Raw genomic sequence first — 21199 nt, 5'->3', positions numbered from 1 at the left:
GGCTGCTCACTGGCTGGGAAACAGCGTCACCAGTGCGGTGGCCGTCAGCAGCCCTGGGCCATGTGGCACGCCGTCGTCCCAGGTCGGCGAGCCGCGGATGCGCGCGAGCAGCCCCAACACGGCGGTCACCAGCGCGCTGGCGAACACCGCCAGGACCATGGCTGTCCAACCAGTTGCACCGAGAACGAGCCCGAGCGAGCCCGTCAGCTTGACGTCGCCGGCGCCGAGTGCGTGCGGAATCACCCGATGGATTACCGCGTGCAACCCGCCGAACACGAGCGCGCCGAGCAGAGCGGCCCACAACAGCCCCGCCCCACGCTCGACCGCGGCGAACCCGAGCGCCCCCGCGAAGAGCAGATAGGCGGGCAACGTCAGGGCATCCGGCAACCGGCGCTCCCGCAGGTCGACCACGAACAACGGAACCGCGACGCCAACCACGGCCAGTGGCACGGGCAGCCACCACCAAGGCACACCGAGCCAGGCGACCAGCGGCCACAACACCGTTACGGCGGCGACGGCACCCCAGCCGGGCAGGCGAACCGGCGGAACGGTGCGGCGCAGCGCCCACCGGCCGGCGAGTCCAGCGAGGCAGCCAGCGAGGGCGAGGAAGGGGAAACAGATCCAAGGCACACGGTCAGACTCCGGCGGCTGCGGCCGGGCCGGCAAACGAGGATGGGTGCCTACGGCGTATGTCTGCAGGCAAATCGAGGCAAACGGGCCGTAGGCGTAGCTCAGGGCTGCCAGCGCAGCAGCGGCTTGCCCGCGGTCGTGCGGATCTCCAGCGCGGCGATATCGGCGCGGTGCCACGTCGTGGCGACCGAGATCTGCGCGGTGTCGTCGGGAATGGCCCGCCAGCTCGCGAGCTCGTCGACCTGACCTTCCCGGTTGACCGCGACCAGCAGGTAGTCCCCTACCTTGCCGCCGTCGTAACTGCATTTCATGTCGACCCTGGAGCCACCGGGCACGTCCTTGACCTGGGCGACGGCTTCGACCGGGAACTCGCCCAGCGCGACCATCGGTGTGCCGGGATCCTCCTGCGCGGTCAGCGGGAACGCCACCACCATGACCAGGGCCGCCGCGGCCGCGAGCGCTCCCGCGGTCGTCCATCGACGACGCAACCGAATTCGCCGCACCCGACGCATCAGCGACGACCGCAGGCCGCGCGGCTCATGCGCGACCGGATCGAGCGCGTCGGCAGGCACCTGTGACAGCAGCCCGGGCAACCCCGCCAGCTCTCGCACGGCGCGGGCGCACTCGCGGCACACCTCCAAGTGCGCTTCGAAGGCGTAACGGTCCTCCGGGGTGAGCGCGCCGAGCACGTAAGCCGCGTCGTAGGACGCGAAGGGGTCATCGGTCATCGCACAACCCCCTTCTCCTCCAGCGCCAGCTTCAACGCCCTGAGCGCATAATGCGTCCTCGACTTCACGGTGCCTTCGGCGACCCCCAACCGCCTGGCCGCGTCGGCGACCGAATAGCCCTGGAAGAAGCAGAGCACGAGGACCTCGCGGTGCCGGTCGGACAACTGGCCGAGGGCCTCCGCCACCAACCACCCCTGCAACGCGCGTTCGGTGTCGTCGGGTACGGGCTGCTCCGGCGGTGCGTCCGTGGAGACCTCGGACCGGGACGCCGCCGAACGCCAGTCGTCGATGGCGATCCGCCGGGCCACGGTGAACAACCAGGCACGCGCCGAACCCTGGGACTGGTCCAGCACCCGGGGGTGCTTCCAGGCACGCAACAGCGTTTCCTGCACGACGTCCTCGGCGCGCGCGGTGTTGCCACCGGTCAGGCTCAGTGCGTACGACCAGAGCGCGGCCGCGTGATCCGAGTGCAGCGCACGCATCAACTCGTCTTCCGGAGCGTCCTTCACACCCGGGCGCCGTCCCGGTCGCGCACCGCGATCGCCACCAGGCCGAACAGCACGCAGGCGCCTTCGGCGATGGCCGCCCACACCTGCGAGGAGCCCCAGTACAGCTCGTTCTTCATACCGAACAGCCCGACGGTCACCGACAGGAAGAAGGCCGCCAGCGTGACCGCGCCGAACCCCGCGGCGGCCAGCAGCGGCAGCCAGTGGTGCCAGAACAGCACGGCGAGCGCCAGCACGACCCCGGCGACGGCGTTGACCAGGAACAGCGGGCCGATCGTGTCGATGTCGCGGTACCCCAGCTGCCAGAGGTCGAAGTGGATCCACGCGGAGCCCAGCAACCCCGCGACCACCAGCAACCGTAACGCCCATGTGAACATGGCCGACTCCCTGCGCGCGTGTGGAAGGACACTACTTCCACCACACGGGCCGGGCACCCCGTTGGTTCAGTCGGCGGACCGATTTTGAACCGAATCGGTACCTAAGTCGTGTCACTGGGCATGACTGCCGAACAACACACCCGCCGCACCGTACTGGTCACCGGAGCCGCCGTCGCCGGCGTGGCCGCTGGAACCGCCGCGCTCACTGCCTGCGGAACGGACGACGCGCCGTCCACCGCCGCGGGCGGTGGCGGGCTCGTCGCGCTGGCCGACATCCCGGTCGGCGAAGCGAAAGCCGTCAAATCAGGTGACCAGGAGATCATCGTCGCCCGTCCAACCGACGCGACCGCGGTCGCCTTCAGCGCCGTTTGTACCCATCAGGGTTGCGCGGTCAAGGCGGAGGGCAAGGACCTCACCTGCCCGTGTCACGGCTCGGTGTTCGACGCCCTCACCGGCGAGGTTCGGCAGGGCCCCGCGGAGACCCCGCTCCCCGCGGTGGCGGTGAAGGTGGAGAACGGCCAGGTGCTCAGCGCCTGAGCCGAACCGAGCGGCCCCGGGAGCCCTGAGCCCAGTTCCCGGGGCCGTCCCGCTCAGTCGTTCCAGGTGAACAACACGTCGCCCTCGGTGACGTCCGCGCCGGTCGAGAGCGCCGCGAGCGCCTCGGCCGGTGCATCCAGCGCGACCACCGGCACCACAGCCGAGTAGCCAGCGGCCGTGACCGCCTCGGGGTCCCAGCTGATCAGCGGCTGGCCCGCGCGCACGGACTCGCCCTTGACCACGTGCAGGGTGAACCCCTCGCCCTTCTGCTGCACCGTGTCGATGCCCAGGTGGACCAGCACCCCGCGGCCGTCCTCGGTGGACACCACGAACGCGTGCGGGTGCAGCGTGACCACCGTGCCGTCGACCGGGGAGACCGCGTCCGCGCGGCCACCCGACGGCTGCACCGCGATCCCCGGCCCCACCATCGCCTGCGCGAAGACCTGGTCGGGCACCTCGCTCATCGGCACCGTGCGCCCGGGCACCGGGCTCAGGATCTCCAGGCTCACATCAGGTCCTGGATGTCGCTGGCGATGGTGTCCGCCTCCGGGCCCACGATGACCTGGATCACCGAGCCCATCTTCACCACGCCCATCGCGCCTGCCTTCTTCAGCGCCGCCTCGTCGACGACCGAGCCGTCTTCCAGCTCGCAGCGAAGGCGGGTGATGCAACCCTCGATTTCGATCACGTTGTCCGCGCCGCCGAGCGCCGCGAGGATCTTTTCCGGCCTGTCGTCCGCCACCGGTGACCTCCTGAAATCCGGGCCTGCCGCATTCGCGCCAGGCACAACTACGCCGATCGCCGGTACCGGTGCCGATCACGAGCACGAACTCGTAACGGCTGTTGACACCCGATCAGTCAGCGGAGCATTCTGCCCCATCAATGAATGGTCTAGACCGGAACGTACCAATCTTCGCGGCCCGGTGCGAGCACCAGGGTCACGAAGTCGGCGGAAGGAGGTGGAGGACATGAGCGCGGCCGCGTTCCCCTCCCGGCCCGACCGCGTCGTGGACGGTCCGACCCCGAAACACGCTCAGCTGCGGGAGATCCTGCGGCACGCGGTCGAACGGGAGCTGCCACCCGGCTCCCCCATCCCCTCCGAACGCGAGCTGGCGGAGCGCTACCAGGTTTCGCGGCTCACGGTCCGGTCGGCGATCGGCAAGCTGGTCGAGGAAGGCCTGCTGTCCAGGGTCCGCGGCAAGGGCACGTTCACCGCCAGCCGCCGGATGGAATTGCAGCTCTACCTCATGTCGTTCACCGACGACATGCGCCGCCGGGGCCTCGAACCGACCACCGAGGTCCTCGGCACCACCACCGAGGTTCCGCCCGCCGCGACCGCGAACGCACTCGGCCTCGCCGAGGGCGCCGCGGCGCTGCGGCTCAAGCGGCTGCGCCGCGCCGACGGGATACCGCTGGCCGTGGAACGCGGCTGGTACCACCCCGTCAGGGTGGCGGGGTTGTTCGAACTGGACCTCACGCGGTCGCTGTACGCGCAGCTGGCCGAGCAAGACATCCGCCTCGACCACGCCTGGCAGACCGTCTGGGCGGAGTCGGCGGACAAGGAAACCGCACGGCTGCTCGGTATCCGTACCGGCAGTCCGCTGCTCGTCTTCCGCCGCGTCTCCAGCATGGCCGGAGCACCGGTGGAGGACATGACTTCCTGGTACCGGGGAGATCACTACCAGGTGACTATGCAGTTGGACCGGAGTTCCCCGGATTCCGGTAACCCCGCCAAACATGGAGGTACCCGATGAGCGCCACCACAACGGGGGCGAAGGGTAAGGGGCTGGCCGGTCTGCAGCGGTTCGGCCGCAGCCTGATGCTCCCGATCGCGACCCTGCCGGCCGCCGGCCTGCTGCTCCGGCTGGGCCAGGACGACCTGCTCGGCAAGGACGGTCTCGGCTGGGACAAGGTCGCCGCCGTGCTCAGCGCCGCGGGTGGTGGCCTGCTCGACTGGCTGCCGCTGCTGTTCGCCGTCGGCATCGCGGTGGGCTTCGCGCGCAAGGGCGACGGCTCGACCGGTGTCGCCGCGGTCGTCGGCTTTGTCGTGTTCAACAAGGTCGTCCAGGTGTTCGCGCCGATCAACGAGATGGAGGGCTTCAAGGAGGGCTGGTTCCTCGCCCCGGTCAAGTGGCCGTACTCGGTGCTGTCCGGTGTGATCGTCGGCCTGGTCACCGCGGTGCTGTGGCAGCGGTTCCACCGCATCAAGCTGCCCACCTACCTGGCCTTCTTCGGCGGCCGCCGGTTCGTGCCGATCATCAACTCGCTGGCCCTGCTGGTGCTCGGCGTGATCTTCGGCTTGATCTTCCCGGTCATCGACGCCGGCATGCAGAACCTCGGCGAAGCGGTCACCAGCAGCGACGTCGTCGGTGGCGGTATCTACGGCCTGCTCAACCGCCTGCTCATCCCGATCGGCCTGCACCAGCTGATCAACGTGCCGGTGTGGTTCATCTTCGACGGCGGTGACCTGACCAAGTTCCTCGACGGCGACCCGACCGCGGGCGCGTTCATGACCGGCTTCTTCCCGATCTTCATGTTCGCCCTGCCCGCCGCCGCGCTGGCGATCTGGCAGACCGCGAAGCCGTCGCAGAAGAAGGTCGTCGGCGGTGTGATGGTGGCGGCCGCGTTCACCTCGTTCCTCACCGGCGTGACCGAGCCGATCGAGTTCGCGTTCATGTTCGTGGCGTGGCCGCTGTACCTGATCCACGCGATCCTGACCGGTATCTCGCTGGCACTGGTCAACGCACTGGACATCCACCTCGGGTTCTCGTTCTCGGCGGGCGCCATCGACTTCGCGCTGAACTCGACGCACCCGGCGGCGAGTTCGAACGTCTGGCTGCTCATCCCGATCGGCCTGGTCTACGCCCTGATCTACTACTTCCTGTTCCGGTTCGTCATCATCAAGTGGAACCTGCGCACGCCGGGACGTGAAGAAGACGACTCGATCGAGGCCGACCTCGACGCCACGGCCGCGAAGTAAGCGCAGCACGAAAACCAAGCACCACAAGGAAAGGACGGCTCAATGCCGGAGCGACGTGTCAAGGTGGCGAGCAAGGTGGGCCTGCACGCCCGGCCGGCCGCACTGGTCGCCAAGGCCGCGGCGGCCCAGCCGGTGACGGTCAGCATCGCCAAGGACGGCGGCGCTCCCGTCGCGGCGGGAAGCGTGCTCAGCCTGATGACGCTGGGCGCCGCGCACGGCGACGAAGTGGTCATCACGGCTGAAGGAGATGGCGCGGAAGCCGCGATCGAAGCAGTGGCCGAGCTGATCGAAAGCGACCTGGACGCGTAGCAGCAGAGCCGAAAAGCCGCCCTGGGGAAGTTCCCCGGGGCGGCTTTTCCTATCGGCGCTCACCCGCCAAGCCGTTCCCTTCCGGGGACCACTACTCCCGCACCCACCATCGCCCGGCGCATGCCAGCCGCCCCGCGCCGCGACGCGAACGGCCCGTTCGCATACTTGTTTTTTTGACGCTCCCAGCTCCCCATCAGCATCGCAACGCAAGCCTCTGACCAGGCGTTTTGCCGGGTTTTCACCCTGAAGACAGTCTCCGGCGCGTCACCGTAGCCGCCACCCACGACAATTCCGCCGGACTGACACAGCCTCACGATCGTGTGCTTCGAAACGTCGGTCATGGCGGTTACCGTCGTGCCATGGAAACCACAACCTCGAAGCCTTCCGAGCTTCACCACGTCATCGTCGAGCTGCAGCAGAACGAAAAGGAGATTTCGCGCCTGCACGCACGGAGAATGAAGCTGGTCGCCGAGTTCTGCCGAAGATCCGAGACGAGACGGGGGCTCCCCGAGCAGCTCGCCATGGCCCTGTCGATGACCCGGCACCGGGCCGCGTCCACCATCAGCGCAGCGGAGAAACTCACCGAACACCTGCCCAGAACCTTTGCGCTGCTGGAGCAGGGCAGCATCCCGCTGACCGTCGCCGAGCGCGTCCGGGACGCCACCACCTGGCTCCCCGACAGCAAGCTGCCGGAAGTCGACGCCTTGCTGGAGGACAAGCTCGAAGGCCGCAACCCCACCCAGGCGAGAAGGATCACCACTCGAACCGCCGCCAAGGTCGATCAAGAAGGCCACGCCGACCGCGCGAAGGGCGCCCGCCGAGGCCGCCAAGTGCGCCTGCGTCACGGCGACACGGGCACCGCCTCCCTCGCGGTGACGTCCGCTCCGGTCGAGCGCGCTATCGCCGCGTATGCCAACGTCGACCAGCTGGCCCGGCGACTGAAGACCGCCGACGAGACCCGCACGCTGGATCAGCTGCGCGCCGACACGATGCTGGACCTGCTGATGGGCAAGCAGTTCGGCGGCGAGGTCCGGACCCACTGCTACCTCTACCTCGACGCGACCACCTACGCCGGGCTCAACGACAAGCCCGCCGAGCTGGCCGGGCACGGCGTCATCCCCGCCTGGCTCGCCAAGGAGCTGTGCAGCGGGCGGAAGACCGTGTTCCAGCGAATCATCACCGAGCCGCGGAGCGGGCAGCTGGCCGAACTGGGCGACGCCCACCACGGTGCGGCCAGCGATGTCACCGAGCTGGTCCGAGTGCGCGACCGCGAATGTCGTCGCCCCGGGTGCACCAGGCCGGCTCAGCTCACCGAACTCGAACTCTGCGAGCACCACGACGGCCGGAGCGAGGGCGCGCAGATCGGCATGTGCTCAGCCGACCACAATCTCCAGACCGTCCGTGGTTGGCGTCATCGACTGGAGGCCGACGGGTCGCTCACCATCACCACGCCCAGCGGCGAGACACACAGCAGCACACCGGAGCCACTGCACGAACCGCGCGACGTTCCCGCCGCGACCAACACAAACCAGGGTCGACCATACTGCCGGTGCGCGTGACGATCAGCGCTCGCGAGTCACATCGCTTGCCTTCCGCCGCGCTCGTCGGATCCTCGCGCCAATGTGGGTAGACAAAACGGAAAGGAAACTGGACAAAAGTGTGCGCTAGATGCACAAATCCCACGACGGCCTTTGAAAGTCACCACGCGGACGCAGTGCAAACACCGAGCAATACAGCGAACCGCGAGCAGCCAACGTGAACGATTCCGACGACAACGCACACCCGTCTCGCGGCGCGAGCCTGCGACAAATGGCCGCACGAGTGCCCACCAACTGAACCAGGCACACCAGTTCGCCGAACGACCTGCGTTCATTCGGTGGATGTACCCGCACAACAACGGGGCGGACACTGAGCACGAGGTGTGGTGATGTTGCCATGCCCGCTGACGCCAGCCCACCTACCCACACGCCCGGCGAAAGGAGACCAAGGCCGGTCAAGTAGAGACAGCAGCATTCACCGAAGCCACTCATCGAGCCGGTATGGACCAAAGGCGCCTCGGCAGTGGACCACCGGCACCAACAGGTCGGCGGCCAACTGGTTCAACTTGCGACACACGCACAATGACGTGCATCCAATTTCCGATGTCTGCCCCTAATATTGACGGCCGAACTATTCGCTTCTGCAACTCCAATGCGCCGTTGATAACACTGTTGGCATGGGGCAAGTAACGCACTACAATCGAGCTGCGGTCGGCGAACAACCGCTTCGCTCGGTCCCGACCTCCCCGGCGAACGAATTAGTTCATCGCGACCGCCTGAGTGCTTTTCGGAGATTATCGACACAACTTCTCGGCCCTCTCGCCCGGGAAGTGAGGTCGTCTCCGCCGGAAGGAGCGTTCGTGTCCTCGTGCAAAATGGCCGTCGGTCACTCGCAGTCGACCTCGGCCCGCACCAAAGAGCATGCGGCCTGCCCGAAGGACCTCAGCGTCTACAACCTCATGCTACGCCCCGCGGCGGCGCGAGAACTCTTGACGACGCTGGCTGAGCGCGGCCCGGTGCACTGGGACCCTTATGTGTCAGCTTGGCTGGTCTGTGGCGCGGAGGAAGTGTCCTTGGTACTGGCGAACGAACGGTTCTCGTCAAAACGGCTCAACGCTGGCCCCGACAGCAGGCCGCCCACCGGCGCGGACGAATCCACTATGGACGCGGTGGTGGCGCGCATGATGCTGTTGAGGGACGGGTCCGAGCACCTGCGGTTGAAAAGGGTCGCCCGAGCCGTGCTCTCTCCACAACGGATTCAGGCCCTCGAGCCGTCGATGCGTGAGCTGGCCGCGGAACTGCTGCCACTGGACAGGCCAGGTGATCTCGACTTCGTGGCGGAGGTGGCGAAGGAATTTCCGTTGCGGGTGCTGGGCAAGCTGCTCGGCATCGACGAGTCCGACCTGGACATGGTGCTCGCCGGATCCGACGCGATCACGGCGATCGTCAGCGGGCTGGACCACACGGTCGATCCCGAGATCCACCGTCGCGCCCGCACTCTGTACGAATACGCACTCCGGCTCGTCCGCGAACGGCGGGAGAAGTCCGGTGAGGACGGGATCAGCGCGCTTGTGCGCGCGGCCGACGAAGAGGGGCTCGACGACGTCGACACCGCCTCCAACCTGGTCATGCTGATCGCGTCCGGGCACCAGACCATGCCCGGCTTCCTCTCCATCTCGATGCACAACGCTCTGACCTCACAAGGAACATCCGCCTTCGAGGTGGATCGGGCGCTTGCCCAGGTCACCCCTTCCCGTTTTGTCGGCCGGGTCGCGACGGCGGACATCGAGGTGGGTGGCTGCCGGATCCGTGCTGGTGACAAGGTTCTCGTCCTGCTGGCCGCGGCGAACTGGCGGTCGAACTCGTCCGGCAAGGGAGCGCGCCACCTGGCCTTCGGCTACGGGCGCCATCGGTGCGCCGGAGCCGCGATGGCCGAGCTCGAAGGTTCAGTGATGTTCGAGCGGATGGCCGAGGCCGTACACGCGGGCGCCCGCCTGGTCGGCACCGGTCTCGAGTGGAACGGTGATGCGAACCTGCCGTCGCTGACCAAGCTGCCGATCCGTATCGCCAGGTCAACCGCACCGTTGTCCGATCGGTGAGCCCTGTGCGCATTGGGATAGTGGGCGCGGGAGCCGCTGGAGCGAGTGTGCTGGACATGCTGGTGCGAGAGCTTCAGCCGGACACGCCCTTCGCGCGAGCACCCGAGATCACCGTCTTCGACCCGAGCATGCGCTTCGGCCCTGGGCGCGCATACCTGCCAGGAAGCGAGAAAGCCCTGCTCAACCTGCCTGCCCGGATGATGTCGGTGCGGCTTGGTGAGCCCGGGCACTTCGTGGAGTGGCTGGAGAAAGACGGCCGAGCGCCACTGTCAGGCGACGAGTTCCTGCCTCGTAGTGTCTACGCGCGCTACCTGGAGGATGTCGTTGCCGACGCGGTCACGACCGGCCGTCAGCGAGGTTTTCAGGCGAAGCTGGTGGGCGACCGGGCCGACTCGCTGGTTCGAGAGTCCGATGTGTTCAGGGTGCGCACCGCGACTGCCGAAGTGCACCAGTTCGATGCGGTCTTCCTGTGCCCAGGGACAACCGAGCCGGTGGACACCTACGGCCTGACGGGACGACCCGGGTTTGTGCCTGATCCGTATCCACTCGGGAAGACAGTGGCACAGATCAACCGCGGCGAGACGGTAGCCGTACTGGGTACGGGCCTCACCGCCATCGACTTTGTCCTGGAACTGGCTGCTTCAGGGCATCAAGGACAAATACTGGCCGTCTCGCGAAGTGGCTATCTGCCCAGCGTCCGGTATGCCAGCTCGGGGCCGGAGCTGGCGGTGACGAGTAGCGACACGGTCGTCTCCCTCGTTGAACAGCGAGGACACCTGTCCTTACTAGACATCTACCGGTTGCTGCGTGCGGAGTTCCGCGCGCACGGCGTGCCGATGTCCGATCTGTGGCGCGAACTGCGCAACCAGGAGACACCGGAGAGACGCTTTCTCCGCCACGTTGAAGAAGCCCGTGATGGCAGGCCTTGGCATTTGGTGCTCGTTGCCGTCGCCCGGCACCTTGCCGACAAGGCGTGGCCGCTGTTCGACGACACCACACGAGCCGCCTTCATCCAGCAGTGGCATGGCGTCTGTGCCCGGTTGTGCGCACCCATGCCCCAAGAATCGGCTGCCGAGTTGGCGAGACTCATGCAGACCAGACAGCTCCGCCTCGTTGGTGGCGTGGAGAAGGTGACCGCCACGGAAGATGACTTCCTGGTTGAGGCCGGGCCGAACCGGTACGTTGCCGATCGCGTGGTCAACTCGGCACGACCGCGCGTACCGGTACTCCCGCGCCGGGCCAGGCAGTTGATCGGCTCGATGGTCCACAGCGGATTGGCCGTGCCGCACCCGTTCGGCGGCATCCGCATCGACGCGGGCACCGGGTTGGTGTGCGATGCCACCGGATCCGCGGTGCCCGGCTTGTACGCGCTCGGCGAGTTGACAGTCGGCGAGCGTTATGTGGAGACGACGATTCTCGGCGCCATCGTCCGCCGCGCCGCGCAGGCGGTGCGGCACCTCCTCGACCGTGACCCGGCATTGAGACAGGAGTGACCATGATTTCGTGCGTCGGCGTGGCCGACCGGACCGTTGGCGAACTCATCGAACGGCGGATGCGCGCACAAGGCGACCGCCCGTGCGTGTCCGCGGTGGACGGTGACCTCACCTACGCCCAGTTCGACACGTTGGTCGAAGCGGTCGCCGCCCAGTTGACCAGGCGGAACCTCGTTCGCGGCGAGTTGGTCGCGGTCGCGATACCGCGCTCGGCGTTGAGCGTCGCGGCCGCGCTCGCGGTCTGGCGCGCCGGCGGCGCGTTCCTGCTGGTTGAACCGACGCTGCCGGAACTGCGCCGCAACGAACTGATCCGGGATGCCGGTGTCCGGCTCGTGGTGGCTGCCGCGGAGCAGTTCGGTGACGCGGTGCGAATCACCGAGAACGACGAATGGTGCTGCCCGGCAGAGGTGACGGACCCGGCGGAACTGGCTTATGTCGTCTACACCTCCGGTTCCACCGGCAAGCCGAAGGGGGTTCTCGGCCGCCACTCCGCATTGCTGCCCGTGGTCCGGACGGCCGAGCGGCATTTCGGGCTGCGAGCAGACGACCGGGTGGCCATGCTCGCACCGCAGCACGTCGAAGCGGCGCTCTTCGAGATGCTCGCGACGCTGGCGTTGGGCGCGCACCTTTGCATACCCAATGAACAGCAGCGATTGCCCGGGCCCGAGCTGGACTGCTTTCTGCGGGAGAACCAGGTGAGCGCGCTGGTCGCGACGCCGTCGCGGTTGCGCGAGATGAACCCGGACCTTTTCCCCGCACTTCGGGTGGTGATCTGCGGGGGCGAGGACCTGCCGCCGGATGTCGCCCGGCGCTGGGCGTTCGGGCGCACGCTCCTCAACAGCTATGGCGTGTCGGAAGCGACGATCGCCAGCACCTACGTCGAGATCGACCCGGACGAGACGGCGCGCGTTCCCATCGGGCGGACCTGCGACGGTAGCGAGATCGCCGTGCTGGACGACGCACTGCGGCCGGTCCCCGACGGCATGCCCGGCGAACTGTTCATCGGCGGCGACGGCGTCACGCTGGGCTATCTGGGACGACCCGAGCTGACCGCGGAGCGGTTCGTCGAAGTCGGCGGCCGGCGCATGTACCGCACCGGCGACCGTGGTGTGCGTGAGGCGGACGGCCTGCTCTACTTCCTCGGGCGCACTGACGACCAGGTCCAGATCGGTGGCTTCCGGGTTGAACTCGGCGAGGTCCGCGCCGTGTTGCGGGCACACCCGGCAGTCCGTGACTGCGCTGTGCGCGAGGACGACGGGCGGCTCGTGGCGTACGTGGTCGGCGGGGTGGATTCGGACGACACGGGGCTGCGCCGGTGGTTGTCCGAGCGGCTGCCCTCCTACATGGTCCCGACCTGGTTCATCGCGGTCGACGAACTGCCGTTGACCTCGTGGGGCAAGGTCGATCCCACCGCACTGCGCCTGCCCGCCGGGTTCACCGCGCGGAACGACGACGGTGGGACGCTCAGCGAGACGCAGGCCGCGCTCGGCGAGATCGCGGCGGACCTGCTTGGCATGGAGCGGTTCGATTCGGCGGACGTGCGGGCCGACCTCTTCCTGCTCGGCATGACGTCTTCGCTGATCACCCACTTCGTCCGCCGGATCGCCGTCGACCTCGGCACCGAGTTGAGCCCGGTCGACGTGTTCGAGCGGCCGACGGTTGCCGAGCTGGCCGGCGTTGTCGACCGGAACGAGAAAAGCTGATGGCGCCCGGGCACGAAGGGCCTTGGTTTCCCCAGGTCGACCGGCAGGCGGCGCCTGCCGTCCGGTTGGTCTGCGTTGGCGGGGCCGGCACGGGCGCCTCGCAGTTCGCCGCGTGGTCGAAGGGACTGCCAGAATCGATCGAAGTCTGGCCGGTTCTGCTGCCTGGACGCGAACGCCGGATCCGGGAGAAACCGCTGCGGCGGATCGACCGGATCGCCGACGAGTTGCTCGCGGAGCTGGTTCAACGTGGTGCACAAGGTGGACCGCACTGGGCCTTCTTCGGGCACAGCTTCGGCGCGCTGGTCGCCTACGAAACGGCACGGCGGGCGCTGAACACCACGGACCTGACCGTGGACGGGCTCATCGCGTGCTCGATGCCCGCGCCGCACCTACAGGCCGATCGGCTGCCCGTCGCCTCCGACGACGACGGTGCGCTGCTGGACTGGGTCCGGGCGTCCGGCGGAGTGGACGACGTGCTGCTCGGCGACGCACGTTTCGCGAGCTGGCTGGCTGCCGATCTGCGCGCGACGCTGGACTGCCGCCGGTCGTACCAGTTGGACCGGCCGGTGCCGCTGGGCTGTCCGGTGCTGGTCGCCTCCGGTGACGACGATCCTCAGGTCAACCAGCACGACCTCGACCAGTGGCGGCACTACACGACGGCCGCGTTCGAACAGGTCACGGTCGGGAGCGGGCACTTCTTCCTGCGAAGCCAACAGGACGCGCTGCTGGAGCTGGTTCGCGACCGGCTCGCCCGGTGGCACTCCGCGCGATCCAGCAGTTCGTGAAGGGAACGGCCCATGACGCGAGAAAGCACCCGTCCCCCGGTGGCGCCCGGCGGCCGGCCGGTGGTCGGGCACGCGCTGCGGTTGTTTCGGCGGCCACTCGAGTTCGTCGACCGGCAGCGGGCCTGCGGCGATGTCGTTTCGTTCCGCCTCGGGCGGGAGCCGGCGTTCCTGGTGAACAGCCCCGCGACGGTGCGCGAGTTGCTCGTCGAGCACAACCAGGTGACCAAGAACGGCGTGCTCTTCGAGAAGCTCAAGGTGCTCGGCGGGGACGGCATCGGCAGTTCGTGGGGCGAGCCGCACCGGCAGCGGCGCCGCATGCTCGCGCCGCTGTTCACCCAGGAACGCGTCACCGGATACGCGAGCACGATGCGCGCGGCGGCCGAAGAGCAGACGTCGAACTGGTTGGACGGCGCGCCGCTCGAACTGGGCCGCGAGCTGAACGAGGTCGCCGCCGCCATCCTGGTTCGGTGCATGTTCGCCTCGGACGCGGGCAGCGCGGCCGCGCGCGAAGCCGCGCGCTGGTTGCCGATCGTGTTCCGCGGGGTGGGCAAGCGGGCGTATGCGCCGACGGGCCTGCTGTACGCGCTGCCGACCCGGTCCAACCGGTTGTACACGGAAGCGGGCAAGCGGGTGCACGCGCTGATCGACGAGGTCATCGCGGTCTACCGGGCGGAGGGCACGACGGGCCGGGACATGCTGTCCGCGCTGCTCCGGGCACGCGACCCCGAGTCCGGGGAAACGCTCACCGACCAGCAGGTCCACGACGAGGTGATGACCATGTTCTTCGTCGGCACCGAGGTTTCCTCGGCGGCGCTGGGCTGGTTGTTCCTCCAGTTGGACCGGTATCCCGAGGTGGCGGACCGGGTGTACCGCGAATTCGACGAGGTGCTCGGCGACCGGCCCGTCGAGTTCGACGACCTGCCGAAACTCGAATACGTCGCGCGCGTGGTCCACGAGACCCTGCGGTTGTACCCGCCGGGCTGGCTGTTCCCGCGCATCCCGACGGTCGACATCGAGGTGGGCGGCTACACGATCCCGGCCGGGGCGAACGTGTTCTACAGCCCGTACGTGCTGCACCGCGACCCTCGGTTGTTCCCCGAGCCCGACCGGTTCGACCCCGATCGCTGGCTGCCGGACCGAGCCGAGCAGGTGCCGCGCGGGGCGTTCATCCCGTACGGCGAGGGCGTGCGCGTGTGCATGGGCGGGTCGTTCGCGGCGGCGGAGATGCTGATCGTGCTCGCGGTGATCCTGCGTCGCTGGCGGCTGCCGTTGCGACCGGGTGCGCGCGTGCGACCGGTCGCGTCGACCACGCTGCACCCCGACCACCTGCCGGTGGTGGCACGCCGGCGTCAGGGCTTGCGCGCGACGACGGCGTAGTGGCCGGAACGCTCGGGGTCGGCTGCCGGCGGGCCGCCCAGTTCGGGACGCCACTTCGCGGTGAGCACGACGCCGGGCGCCACCGGTTCGAGGCCGCCCAGCAAGCCGGTGATCTGCTCGGCGGACCGCAGCGTGATCGGCGATGCGGTTTCGGCGAAATACTCCACCGCCGCGGCCATTTCGTCTTCCATGTTCTGCGACGTGAAATGGGTCATCGCGAGCAGACTTCCCGGCACGACCGCATCCGCATAACTCGAAATCAGCCCGGCGGGATCGGCGGAATCCGGAATGTACTGGACAACACCGAGCAGAAAGAGCGCGACCGGATGGTCGAAATCGAGCAGTGAGCGGGTCACCGGGTGCGCGACGACCGCGGCGGCGTCGCGCAGGTCGGCGCGCAGGATGGTGGCGCGCGGGTTGTCGGCCAGCAGGATCTCGCTGTGCGCCACGGCGATCGGGTCGTTGTCCACGTAGACCACTCGGCACGACCAGTCCAACTCCTGGGCGACTTCGTGCACGTTTCCGGAGGACGGGATGCCAGAACCAAGGTCGAGGAACTGGCGCACGCCGGCCTCGACGCAGAACCGCACCGCGCGACGCAGGAAATTCCGGTTGAGCCTGGCCATCTCACGGAACGGGCCCACCTTGGCGAGGCGTTCGCCGACGGCGCGGTCCGCCGGGAAGTTCAGCGAGCCACCCAGCATGTAGTCGTATACGCGGGCCAGCGCCGGTTTGGTGATGTCGACACCGGCCGCCGCCCAATCCACCGAATCCGCCATCCGCGCACCTCTCGCCCGGCCGGAAGAAAACGCACAAATGCCGGTAGCGGATTCTAAAATGACGCGGAGGCCGCTCAGTAGGCCATTCGGCCGCTGATTGTAGGGTGGGCCCATGGAGAGCTTGCGGCTGATCGACCAGTGGCCGGTGGACAACGCGGCAGCGGCGGTGCTGCGCGCCGACGGCACGGTGGCCGGGCGCCACGGCGACACGGGCCGGGAGTTCGCCCTGGCCTCGGTGACCAAACCGCTCACCGCCTACGCGGCGCTGATCGCGATCGAAGAGGGCGTCGTCGAGCTGGACACGCCAGCCGGTCCACCTGGCGCGACCATTCGGCACCTGCTCGCTCACACCTCCGGCCTGGCCTTCGACACGCACAAGACGATGGCCGAGCCCGGGAACCGCCGGATCTACTCGAACACCGGGTTCGAGCAGCTCACCGACGCGCTGACCGAGCACTCGGGCATCCCGTTCGCCACCTACTTGGCCCAGGCGCTGCTCGAACCGCTGGGCATGGCGGACACCCGCCTCGAGGGCTCCCCCGCCGCCGGCGCGGTGTCCACCCTGGACGACATGATCCGGTTCGCCGCGGAGGTCCAGCAGCCGAAACTGCTCGACGCGTCGACCGTCGCGGAGGCGACCTCCGTGGTCTTTCCCGGGCTGACCGGGGTGCTGCCCGGGTACGGCAACCAGAAGCCGAACGACTGGGGACTCGGCTTCGAGATCCGCGACCACAAGAGCCCGCATTGGACGGGTTCGGGTAGCTCGCCCCGCACGTTCGGCCACTTCGGCCAGTCCGGCACGTTCCTCTGGTTCGACCCGGACGCCGGTGCCGCGTGTGTCGCGCTGGCTGACCGCGCGTTCGGCCCGTGGGCGATCGAGGCCTGGCCGCCCTTCACCGACGCCGTGCTCGCGGAGCTGGGCGGGAGCTAGGGCTCCATCACCCGGATCGGACGACCGGCCTGGTAGGCGGCGATGTCCTCGACGGCATCGCCGTAGAAGACTTCGTAGACCTCGCGCGTGACGTAGCCGATGTGCGGGGTGAGCACCGCGTTGTCCAGCTCGCGGATCGGGTGGTCGGCGGCCAGCGGCTCCTTGTCGTAGACGTCGATCGCGGCCGCGCGGATCGTCCTGCCGCGCAGGGCGTCGAGCAGGGCGGCCTCGTCGACGATCGGGCCGCGCGAGGTGTTGACCAGCAGCGCGGTCGGCTTCATCAGCGCGAACTCCGCGGCCCCGACCAGCCCGCGCGACCGCTCGCTGAGCACCAGGTGCACCGACAGCACGTCCGACTGGCGGAACAGGTCGTCCTTGCTCACCGCGGTGACCCCGTGCTCGGCGGCGCGTTCCTGCGTCAGGTTCTGGCTCCAGGCGATGGTCTCCATGCCGAACGCCTGCCCGATCTTCGCCACGCGGGCACCGAGCCTGCCCAGCCCGAGCAGGCCGAGCGTCTTGCCGTGCAGCCCGGTGCCGACGGTGCGCTGCCAGCCGCCGTCGCGCACCGACTGGAACTCGGCGGGCAGGTTGCGGGAGGCGGCGAGGATGAGCGCCCAGGTGTGCTCGGCCGTCGGGTGCGCGATGTAGCCGGTGGACGACACCACCACGCCCAGCCGGTTGGCCGCGGCCACGTCGATCGCCGCGTTCCGGTGGCCGGTGCTCACCAGGAGTTTCAGCTCGGGCAGCCGGGACAGCAACGCCTCGTCGAAGCGCGTGCGCTCCCGCATCGCCACCACCACCTCGGCCCCGGCGAGCCGCCGGACCAACTCCTCCCGGTCATCGATGTGCTCGGTGAACACCTCGATCTCGGCCCCGAGTGAGTCCCAGTCGGCGAAGCTCAGCGCGACGTTCTGGTAGTCGTCCAGGATGGCGATCTTCATGCCGGTCAGGCTAACCCCCGGCTCAGAACCACCGGGGTACCAGCACGTCGACCCGCACCAGGTGGTGGTCGGAGACGTCGTTGAGCCTGGCCAGCGGCGAGTCCGGCAGCGGCCAGAACACCTCGGCGCGCCACGGGAGCAGCCCGTGCGACGGCAGCACGTAGTCGACGCGGAGGTTGCCGGGCGTGTTGTCGGCGAAGTCACCGGTGTCGAGGAAGGCGGGGCCGCGGTGCGTGGCGTTCGCGCCGCCCTGCTCGCGCGCGGCCTGCGCGCCACCGAGGCTGCCCGGGTGCGGGTCGATCACACGCGGCGCTTGCAGCAGGCGCTCGATCCCGCCGTCGATGCCGTCACCGTCGTACTGGTCGGCGTTGTTGTCCCCGGCCACGACGAACCGGTCGCGCGGGCCGAGCCCACCGCGGCCGCCGCGGTCGTCGTAGATGTACGCGCCCTTGCCCGGCGTGACGTAGTCCGCCCAGAACCGGACCTCGTCGTGGTTCTTCGTGCCGTTGCGGTCCTCCGGTCCGTCGAACACCGGCGGCGTCGGGTGGGAGACCAGGAAGTGCACGTCCGAGCCGGCGACGCGGACCGGGAGGTCCCAGTGGGACTTCGACGACAGGCGCAGCACGTCGAGGATCTCCGGCGAGTACCAGTCGCCCTTCGCCGGCGTGGCCGGGTCGTCCGGCAGCAGCGCGCCCGGCATGTCGGCCCAGCGGAACCGCTGGAAGGTGCGTGCCGCGGCGGTGTCGATCGGGTACTTCGACAGCACGAGCATGCCGTACTGGCCTTCGAACGTGCCGAAGCCGTGGGCGTCGTTGCCACCCTCGACCTTGCCGTTCCGGTCCAGGTCGAACCCGGTGGACACGCCGGTGTTGGACGGCGCGGTGAACGCGTACGGGTAGTCGATCGGCGCCGCGCCGTTCTGCCCGATGTTCAGGTAGTTCCGCCGGAACAGGTCGGCGGCGGCGTTGCCGGGCACGTAGTCGAACTCGTTGACCAGCAGCACGTCGGGCCGGTTGCGCTGGATGACCTCGGCGGCTTCGCGGGCCTGCGCGTTGTCCGGAGTGGACAGGTCGGCGACCAGCTGCCCGGCCTGCGCGCGGTTCAGCGACGCGTTGAACGTGGCGAACCGGACGCTCTTGGCCGCGGTCGAATCCGCGGTCGCTGGGGCGCCTGCCGCGACCAGAGCGGTCGCCGCGAGTACGGACGTCAAGATCCACCTGGATCGCTGCACGGTGTTACCTCCCGGGGTCGGCGTCACCCTAAGCGAAGGAAGCGGGGTGAAACAGCACCCGGGAGGTGAACACTCGTTCCTACGACGGAGTGAGCGCGCGGAAGTAGAGGAAGCGCGGCGTGGTGGTGAGCGAGGCGTACGCCCGTGGCGCGACCTCGCGGCATTCCGGCAGGGGCATCGGCTCGTCGATGACGTCCACGGTGAAGCCGGCCGCCCGCAGCGCGCCGAAGGTCTGGCTCAGCGGACGGCGGTAGAACCGCACGTCGACCTCGCGGCCGCCGAGCGGGAACTGGTCGGTCACCTGCTCGCGGCGGAAGTAGTCGGGCCGGTCGAACCAGTGCCAGTCCTCGGGGTGGTGCACCGACATGACCAGGGCGCCGCCCGGGCGCAGCACCCGCCGGATCTCGGCGAGCACCGGCCCCCAGTCCTCCAGGTAGTGCAGCACCAGCGACGCGGTCACCAGGTCGAACGCGCCGTCGTCGAAGGCGAGCGGTTCAGCCAGGTCGCCCTGCTCGAACCGGGCGCGGTCGCCGAACTCGCGTTTCGCCACGTCGACCATCGCGGGGCTGCCGTCGAGACCGGTCACGTCGGCGCCGCGCTCGGCGAGCGCGGCGGTGAGATGCCCGGCGGCGCAGCCGACGTCGAGCACGCGGCACCCGTCAACGTCGCCTGCCAGCCTCAGGATCGCGGGCCGGTCGTACAGCTCCTGGTACGGATTGGACCGCGCGTGCTCCGCGTAGTCCGCGGCGAAGTTGTCGTACTGGTCGTGCGGGGTGGACGGCACGGGCTCGCGGCGCGACACCGCCTCGCCGAGCGCGCGGCTCATGATCTCGTCGACCACGTCGTTCTTGGCGTCGGCGTAGTTCTGGATGTACTTCCACTTCCGCGCGGCGAGCTCCCGCTTCGTGGCGGCGTAGAGCTCGCGGTCGTCCTGGTTGGACCGCAGGCGGTCGCGGAAGACCCGGTACCGTTCGATCTCCTTGGTGTCGGGTGAGTAGACGTGCAGATTGATGTTCGTGTCCGGGCCCTTGAACGCGCGGTGCTTCTCCCAGTCGGGTTCGCGGATCTTGAGCACGTAGCCGGCGGCTTCCAGGCGCGGGACGTAGGCGTCCTCGTCGTCGGAGTCGGGCACCACGAGCAGGATGTCGATGATCGGCTTGGCGCACAGGCCGGGCACGGAGGTCGAGCCGACGTGTTCGATCAGCACGACCGTGTCCCCCAGTACCTGTCTGATGCGGGCGGCCTCGCGCTCGTACAGCGCGGGCCACGTGGGGTCGTATTCGGCGAGCGTGATGGTGGAGTTGAGCACCGGCGGCTTGTCCACCCAGGCGGCTTCCACGTCGGAATCGGAGTACTTTTCGCGATCCGGTTTCGGCATGACTGGCTTGGTTCCTTCCTCAAGGCAGTCCGCCAACGTAACTCAGCCCAGTGGCAGCGGCAAGATCTTTCCGGTCGCCTCGCGGAGGGCGTCGCGCATGGCCTCGCGCGGCGCGGTCCGCCCGGTGATGTGCTCGAACTGCCGGAACGCTTGGTGCAGCAACATGTCCAGCCCGGTGGCCAGGCGGCCGCCCCGCGCGGCGACCGCGTCGGCGAGCGGCGTCGGCCACGGGTGGTAGATGACGTCCAGCAGGCACGACGCGCTCGCCAGCTCCGCCAGGTGCGGCTCGATCGCGGCCGGTGGCACGGTGTTGACCAGGACGTCCGCCTTCGCGACCGCGTCGCCGAAGTCGGTTTCGGACCAGCGCGAGACGTCCACGGCGACGCCGGCGCGTTCAGCCGCTTCGACCGTCTCCCCCGCCCTGGCCGGGTCGCGGACGATCAACCGCACCGAGCGCACGCCGAGTTCAGCCAGCGCGACCACGGTCGCCGCCGCGGTGCCGCCCGCGCCGAGCACCACCCCGGTGTCCCCGCTCGCCGGCTGGTAGCCGCCCGCGGCGAGCAGGGCGCCGGTCACGCCGTCGACGTCGGTGCAGTCGGCGAACCAGCGGCCGTCGCGGCGGACGAGCGTGTTGATCGCACCGACCGCGCGGCCGCGTTCGGTCACCTCGTCGGCGAGTGCGAGCGCGGCGCGCTTGCCGGGCATGGTCACCGAGAACCCGGCCCATTCGGGACCGAGGTCGCGGATGAACGCGGGCAGGCCGTCGGCGTCCACTTCGATCCGGTCGTAGCGCCAGCCGTCCATGCCGAGCGCCGCGTAGCCCGCACCGTGCAGCACGGGCGACAGCGAATGCGAGACCGGTTTGCCGAGGATCCCG

22 protein-coding genes are annotated in these 21199 nt (G+C 68.9%); 11 read left to right on the top strand and 11 right to left on the bottom strand.

Features of this window, described 5'->3' with window-relative positions:
• Positions 1–6: 6 nt before the first annotated feature.
• From A4R43_RS04725 to A4R43_RS04710, 4 genes are all read right to left on the bottom strand, one after another.
• Positions 7–450 carry a prepilin peptidase gene (locus tag A4R43_RS04725; RefSeq protein ID WP_236808773.1) on the bottom strand — a complete coding sequence of 148 codons (444 nt, stop codon included), beginning with the start codon at positions 448–450 and terminating at the stop codon, positions 7–9.
• Positions 451–731: 281 nt separating this feature from the next.
• Positions 732–1358, bottom strand: a complete 627-nt coding sequence (locus A4R43_RS04720) for an anti-sigma factor family protein (protein ID WP_113691169.1) — start codon at positions 1356–1358, stop codon at positions 732–734.
• Positions 1355–1840 (bottom strand): sigma-70 family RNA polymerase sigma factor, encoded by a 486-nt coding sequence (locus tag A4R43_RS04715; RefSeq protein ID WP_236808771.1) that lies wholly within the window; start codon positions 1838–1840, stop codon positions 1355–1357. Before A4R43_RS04715 ends, A4R43_RS04720 begins: the two co-directional genes overlap by 4 nt.
• A gap of 23 nt (positions 1841–1863) precedes the next feature.
• Complete coding sequence (locus A4R43_RS04710) at positions 1864–2241, bottom strand: hypothetical protein (protein ID WP_113691167.1); 378 nt, start codon at positions 2239–2241, stop codon at positions 1864–1866.
• A 120-nt stretch (positions 2242–2361) separates the two neighbouring features.
• Between A4R43_RS04710 and A4R43_RS04705 the strand changes: the two genes are divergently transcribed.
• Positions 2362–2778 carry a Rieske (2Fe-2S) protein gene (locus A4R43_RS04705; protein ID WP_113691166.1) on the top strand — a complete coding sequence of 139 codons (417 nt, stop codon included), beginning with the start codon at positions 2362–2364 and terminating at the stop codon, positions 2776–2778.
• A 53-nt stretch (positions 2779–2831) separates the two neighbouring features.
• Here the strand turns inward: A4R43_RS04705 and A4R43_RS04700 are convergent, their stop codons facing one another.
• Both A4R43_RS04700 and A4R43_RS04695 read right to left on the bottom strand, forming a co-directional pair.
• Positions 2832–3287 (bottom strand): PTS sugar transporter subunit IIA, encoded by a 456-nt coding sequence (locus A4R43_RS04700; protein ID WP_113691165.1) that lies wholly within the window; start codon positions 3285–3287, stop codon positions 2832–2834.
• Positions 3284–3520: a PTS sugar transporter subunit IIB gene (locus A4R43_RS04695; RefSeq protein WP_113691164.1), complete on the bottom strand. Its 237-nt coding sequence runs from the start codon at positions 3518–3520 to the stop codon at positions 3284–3286. The genes A4R43_RS04700 and A4R43_RS04695 overlap by 4 nt, the downstream gene beginning before the upstream one ends.
• 226 nt (positions 3521–3746) lie before the next feature.
• Between A4R43_RS04695 and A4R43_RS04690 the strand changes: the two genes are divergently transcribed.
• The 9 genes from A4R43_RS04690 to A4R43_RS04650 all read left to right on the top strand — a co-directional run bounded on the left by A4R43_RS04690 (position 3747) and on the right by A4R43_RS04650 (position 15062).
• A complete protein-coding gene (locus A4R43_RS04690; protein ID WP_113691163.1) occupies positions 3747–4532 on the top strand; it encodes a GntR family transcriptional regulator in 786 nt (261 codons plus the stop codon).
• Positions 4529–5758, top strand: a complete 1230-nt coding sequence (locus A4R43_RS04685; RefSeq protein ID WP_113691162.1) for a PTS transporter subunit EIIC — start codon at positions 4529–4531, stop codon at positions 5756–5758. The genes A4R43_RS04690 and A4R43_RS04685 overlap by 4 nt, the downstream gene beginning before the upstream one ends.
• A gap of 42 nt (positions 5759–5800) precedes the next feature.
• Positions 5801–6067 carry an HPr family phosphocarrier protein gene (locus A4R43_RS04680; protein ID WP_113691161.1) on the top strand — a complete coding sequence of 89 codons (267 nt, stop codon included), beginning with the start codon at positions 5801–5803 and terminating at the stop codon, positions 6065–6067.
• Positions 6068–6294: 227 nt separating this feature from the next.
• On the top strand, positions 6295–7626 hold the full coding sequence (locus A4R43_RS04675; protein WP_162788318.1) for a DUF222 domain-containing protein: 1332 nt from the start codon (positions 6295–6297) through the stop codon (positions 7624–7626).
• A gap of 839 nt (positions 7627–8465) precedes the next feature.
• Positions 8466–9704: a cytochrome P450 gene (locus tag A4R43_RS04670; protein WP_162788317.1), complete on the top strand. Its 1239-nt coding sequence runs from the start codon at positions 8466–8468 to the stop codon at positions 9702–9704.
• Positions 9701–11197, top strand: a complete 1497-nt coding sequence (locus A4R43_RS04665) for an FAD/NAD(P)-binding protein (protein ID WP_335645143.1) — start codon at positions 9701–9703, stop codon at positions 11195–11197. Before A4R43_RS04670 ends, A4R43_RS04665 begins: the two co-directional genes overlap by 4 nt.
• 2 nt (positions 11198–11199) lie before the next feature.
• Positions 11200–12900 (top strand): non-ribosomal peptide synthetase, encoded by a 1701-nt coding sequence (locus A4R43_RS04660; RefSeq protein WP_113691157.1) that lies wholly within the window; start codon positions 11200–11202, stop codon positions 12898–12900.
• Complete coding sequence (locus A4R43_RS04655) at positions 12900–13685, top strand: thioesterase II family protein (RefSeq protein ID WP_113691156.1); 786 nt, start codon at positions 12900–12902, stop codon at positions 13683–13685. Before A4R43_RS04660 ends, A4R43_RS04655 begins: the two co-directional genes overlap by 1 nt.
• Before the next feature lie 12 nt (positions 13686–13697).
• Positions 13698–15062 (top strand): cytochrome P450, encoded by a 1365-nt coding sequence (locus tag A4R43_RS04650; protein ID WP_113691155.1) that lies wholly within the window; start codon positions 13698–13700, stop codon positions 15060–15062.
• Here the strand turns inward: A4R43_RS04650 and A4R43_RS04645 are convergent.
• Positions 15035–15841: an SAM-dependent methyltransferase gene (locus A4R43_RS04645; protein ID WP_113691154.1), complete on the bottom strand. Its 807-nt coding sequence runs from the start codon at positions 15839–15841 to the stop codon at positions 15035–15037. The genes A4R43_RS04650 and A4R43_RS04645 overlap by 28 nt on opposite strands.
• Positions 15842–15953: 112 nt before the next feature.
• On the opposite strand from A4R43_RS04645, the gene A4R43_RS04640 reads away from it, so the two are divergent.
• Positions 15954–16772 (top strand): serine hydrolase domain-containing protein, encoded by an 819-nt coding sequence (locus A4R43_RS04640; RefSeq protein WP_113691153.1) that lies wholly within the window; start codon positions 15954–15956, stop codon positions 16770–16772.
• On the opposite strand, the gene A4R43_RS04635 is transcribed toward A4R43_RS04640, so the two are convergent.
• From A4R43_RS04635 to A4R43_RS04620, 4 genes are all read right to left on the bottom strand, one after another.
• Positions 16769–17713: a D-2-hydroxyacid dehydrogenase family protein gene (locus A4R43_RS04635; RefSeq protein WP_113691152.1), complete on the bottom strand. Its 945-nt coding sequence runs from the start codon at positions 17711–17713 to the stop codon at positions 16769–16771. The genes A4R43_RS04640 and A4R43_RS04635 overlap by 4 nt on opposite strands.
• A gap of 22 nt (positions 17714–17735) precedes the next feature.
• Positions 17736–18923, bottom strand: coding sequence for an endonuclease/exonuclease/phosphatase family protein (locus A4R43_RS04630; RefSeq protein ID WP_418190807.1), 1188 nt, complete (start codon positions 18921–18923; stop codon positions 17736–17738).
• 100 nt (positions 18924–19023) lie between these two features.
• Entirely contained in the window at positions 19024–20322 is a 1299-nt protein-coding gene (locus A4R43_RS04625) for a GrpB family protein (RefSeq protein ID WP_113691150.1), read from the bottom strand.
• A gap of 42 nt (positions 20323–20364) precedes the next feature.
• The gene (locus A4R43_RS04620) at positions 20365–21195 is read right to left on the bottom strand and encodes a shikimate dehydrogenase (protein ID WP_236809436.1); all 831 of its coding nucleotides are present in this window, start codon (positions 21193–21195) and stop codon (positions 20365–20367) included.
• Positions 21196–21199 lie beyond the last annotated feature (4 nt).

Origin of the sequence: Amycolatopsis albispora, from assembly GCF_003312875.1 — a bacterium.
Taxonomy (GTDB): Bacteria; Actinomycetota; Actinomycetes; order Mycobacteriales; family Pseudonocardiaceae; genus Amycolatopsis; species Amycolatopsis albispora.
The sequence above is the reverse complement of the archived record's forward strand: the minus strand, read 5'-3'. Positions and strand labels throughout refer to the sequence as shown.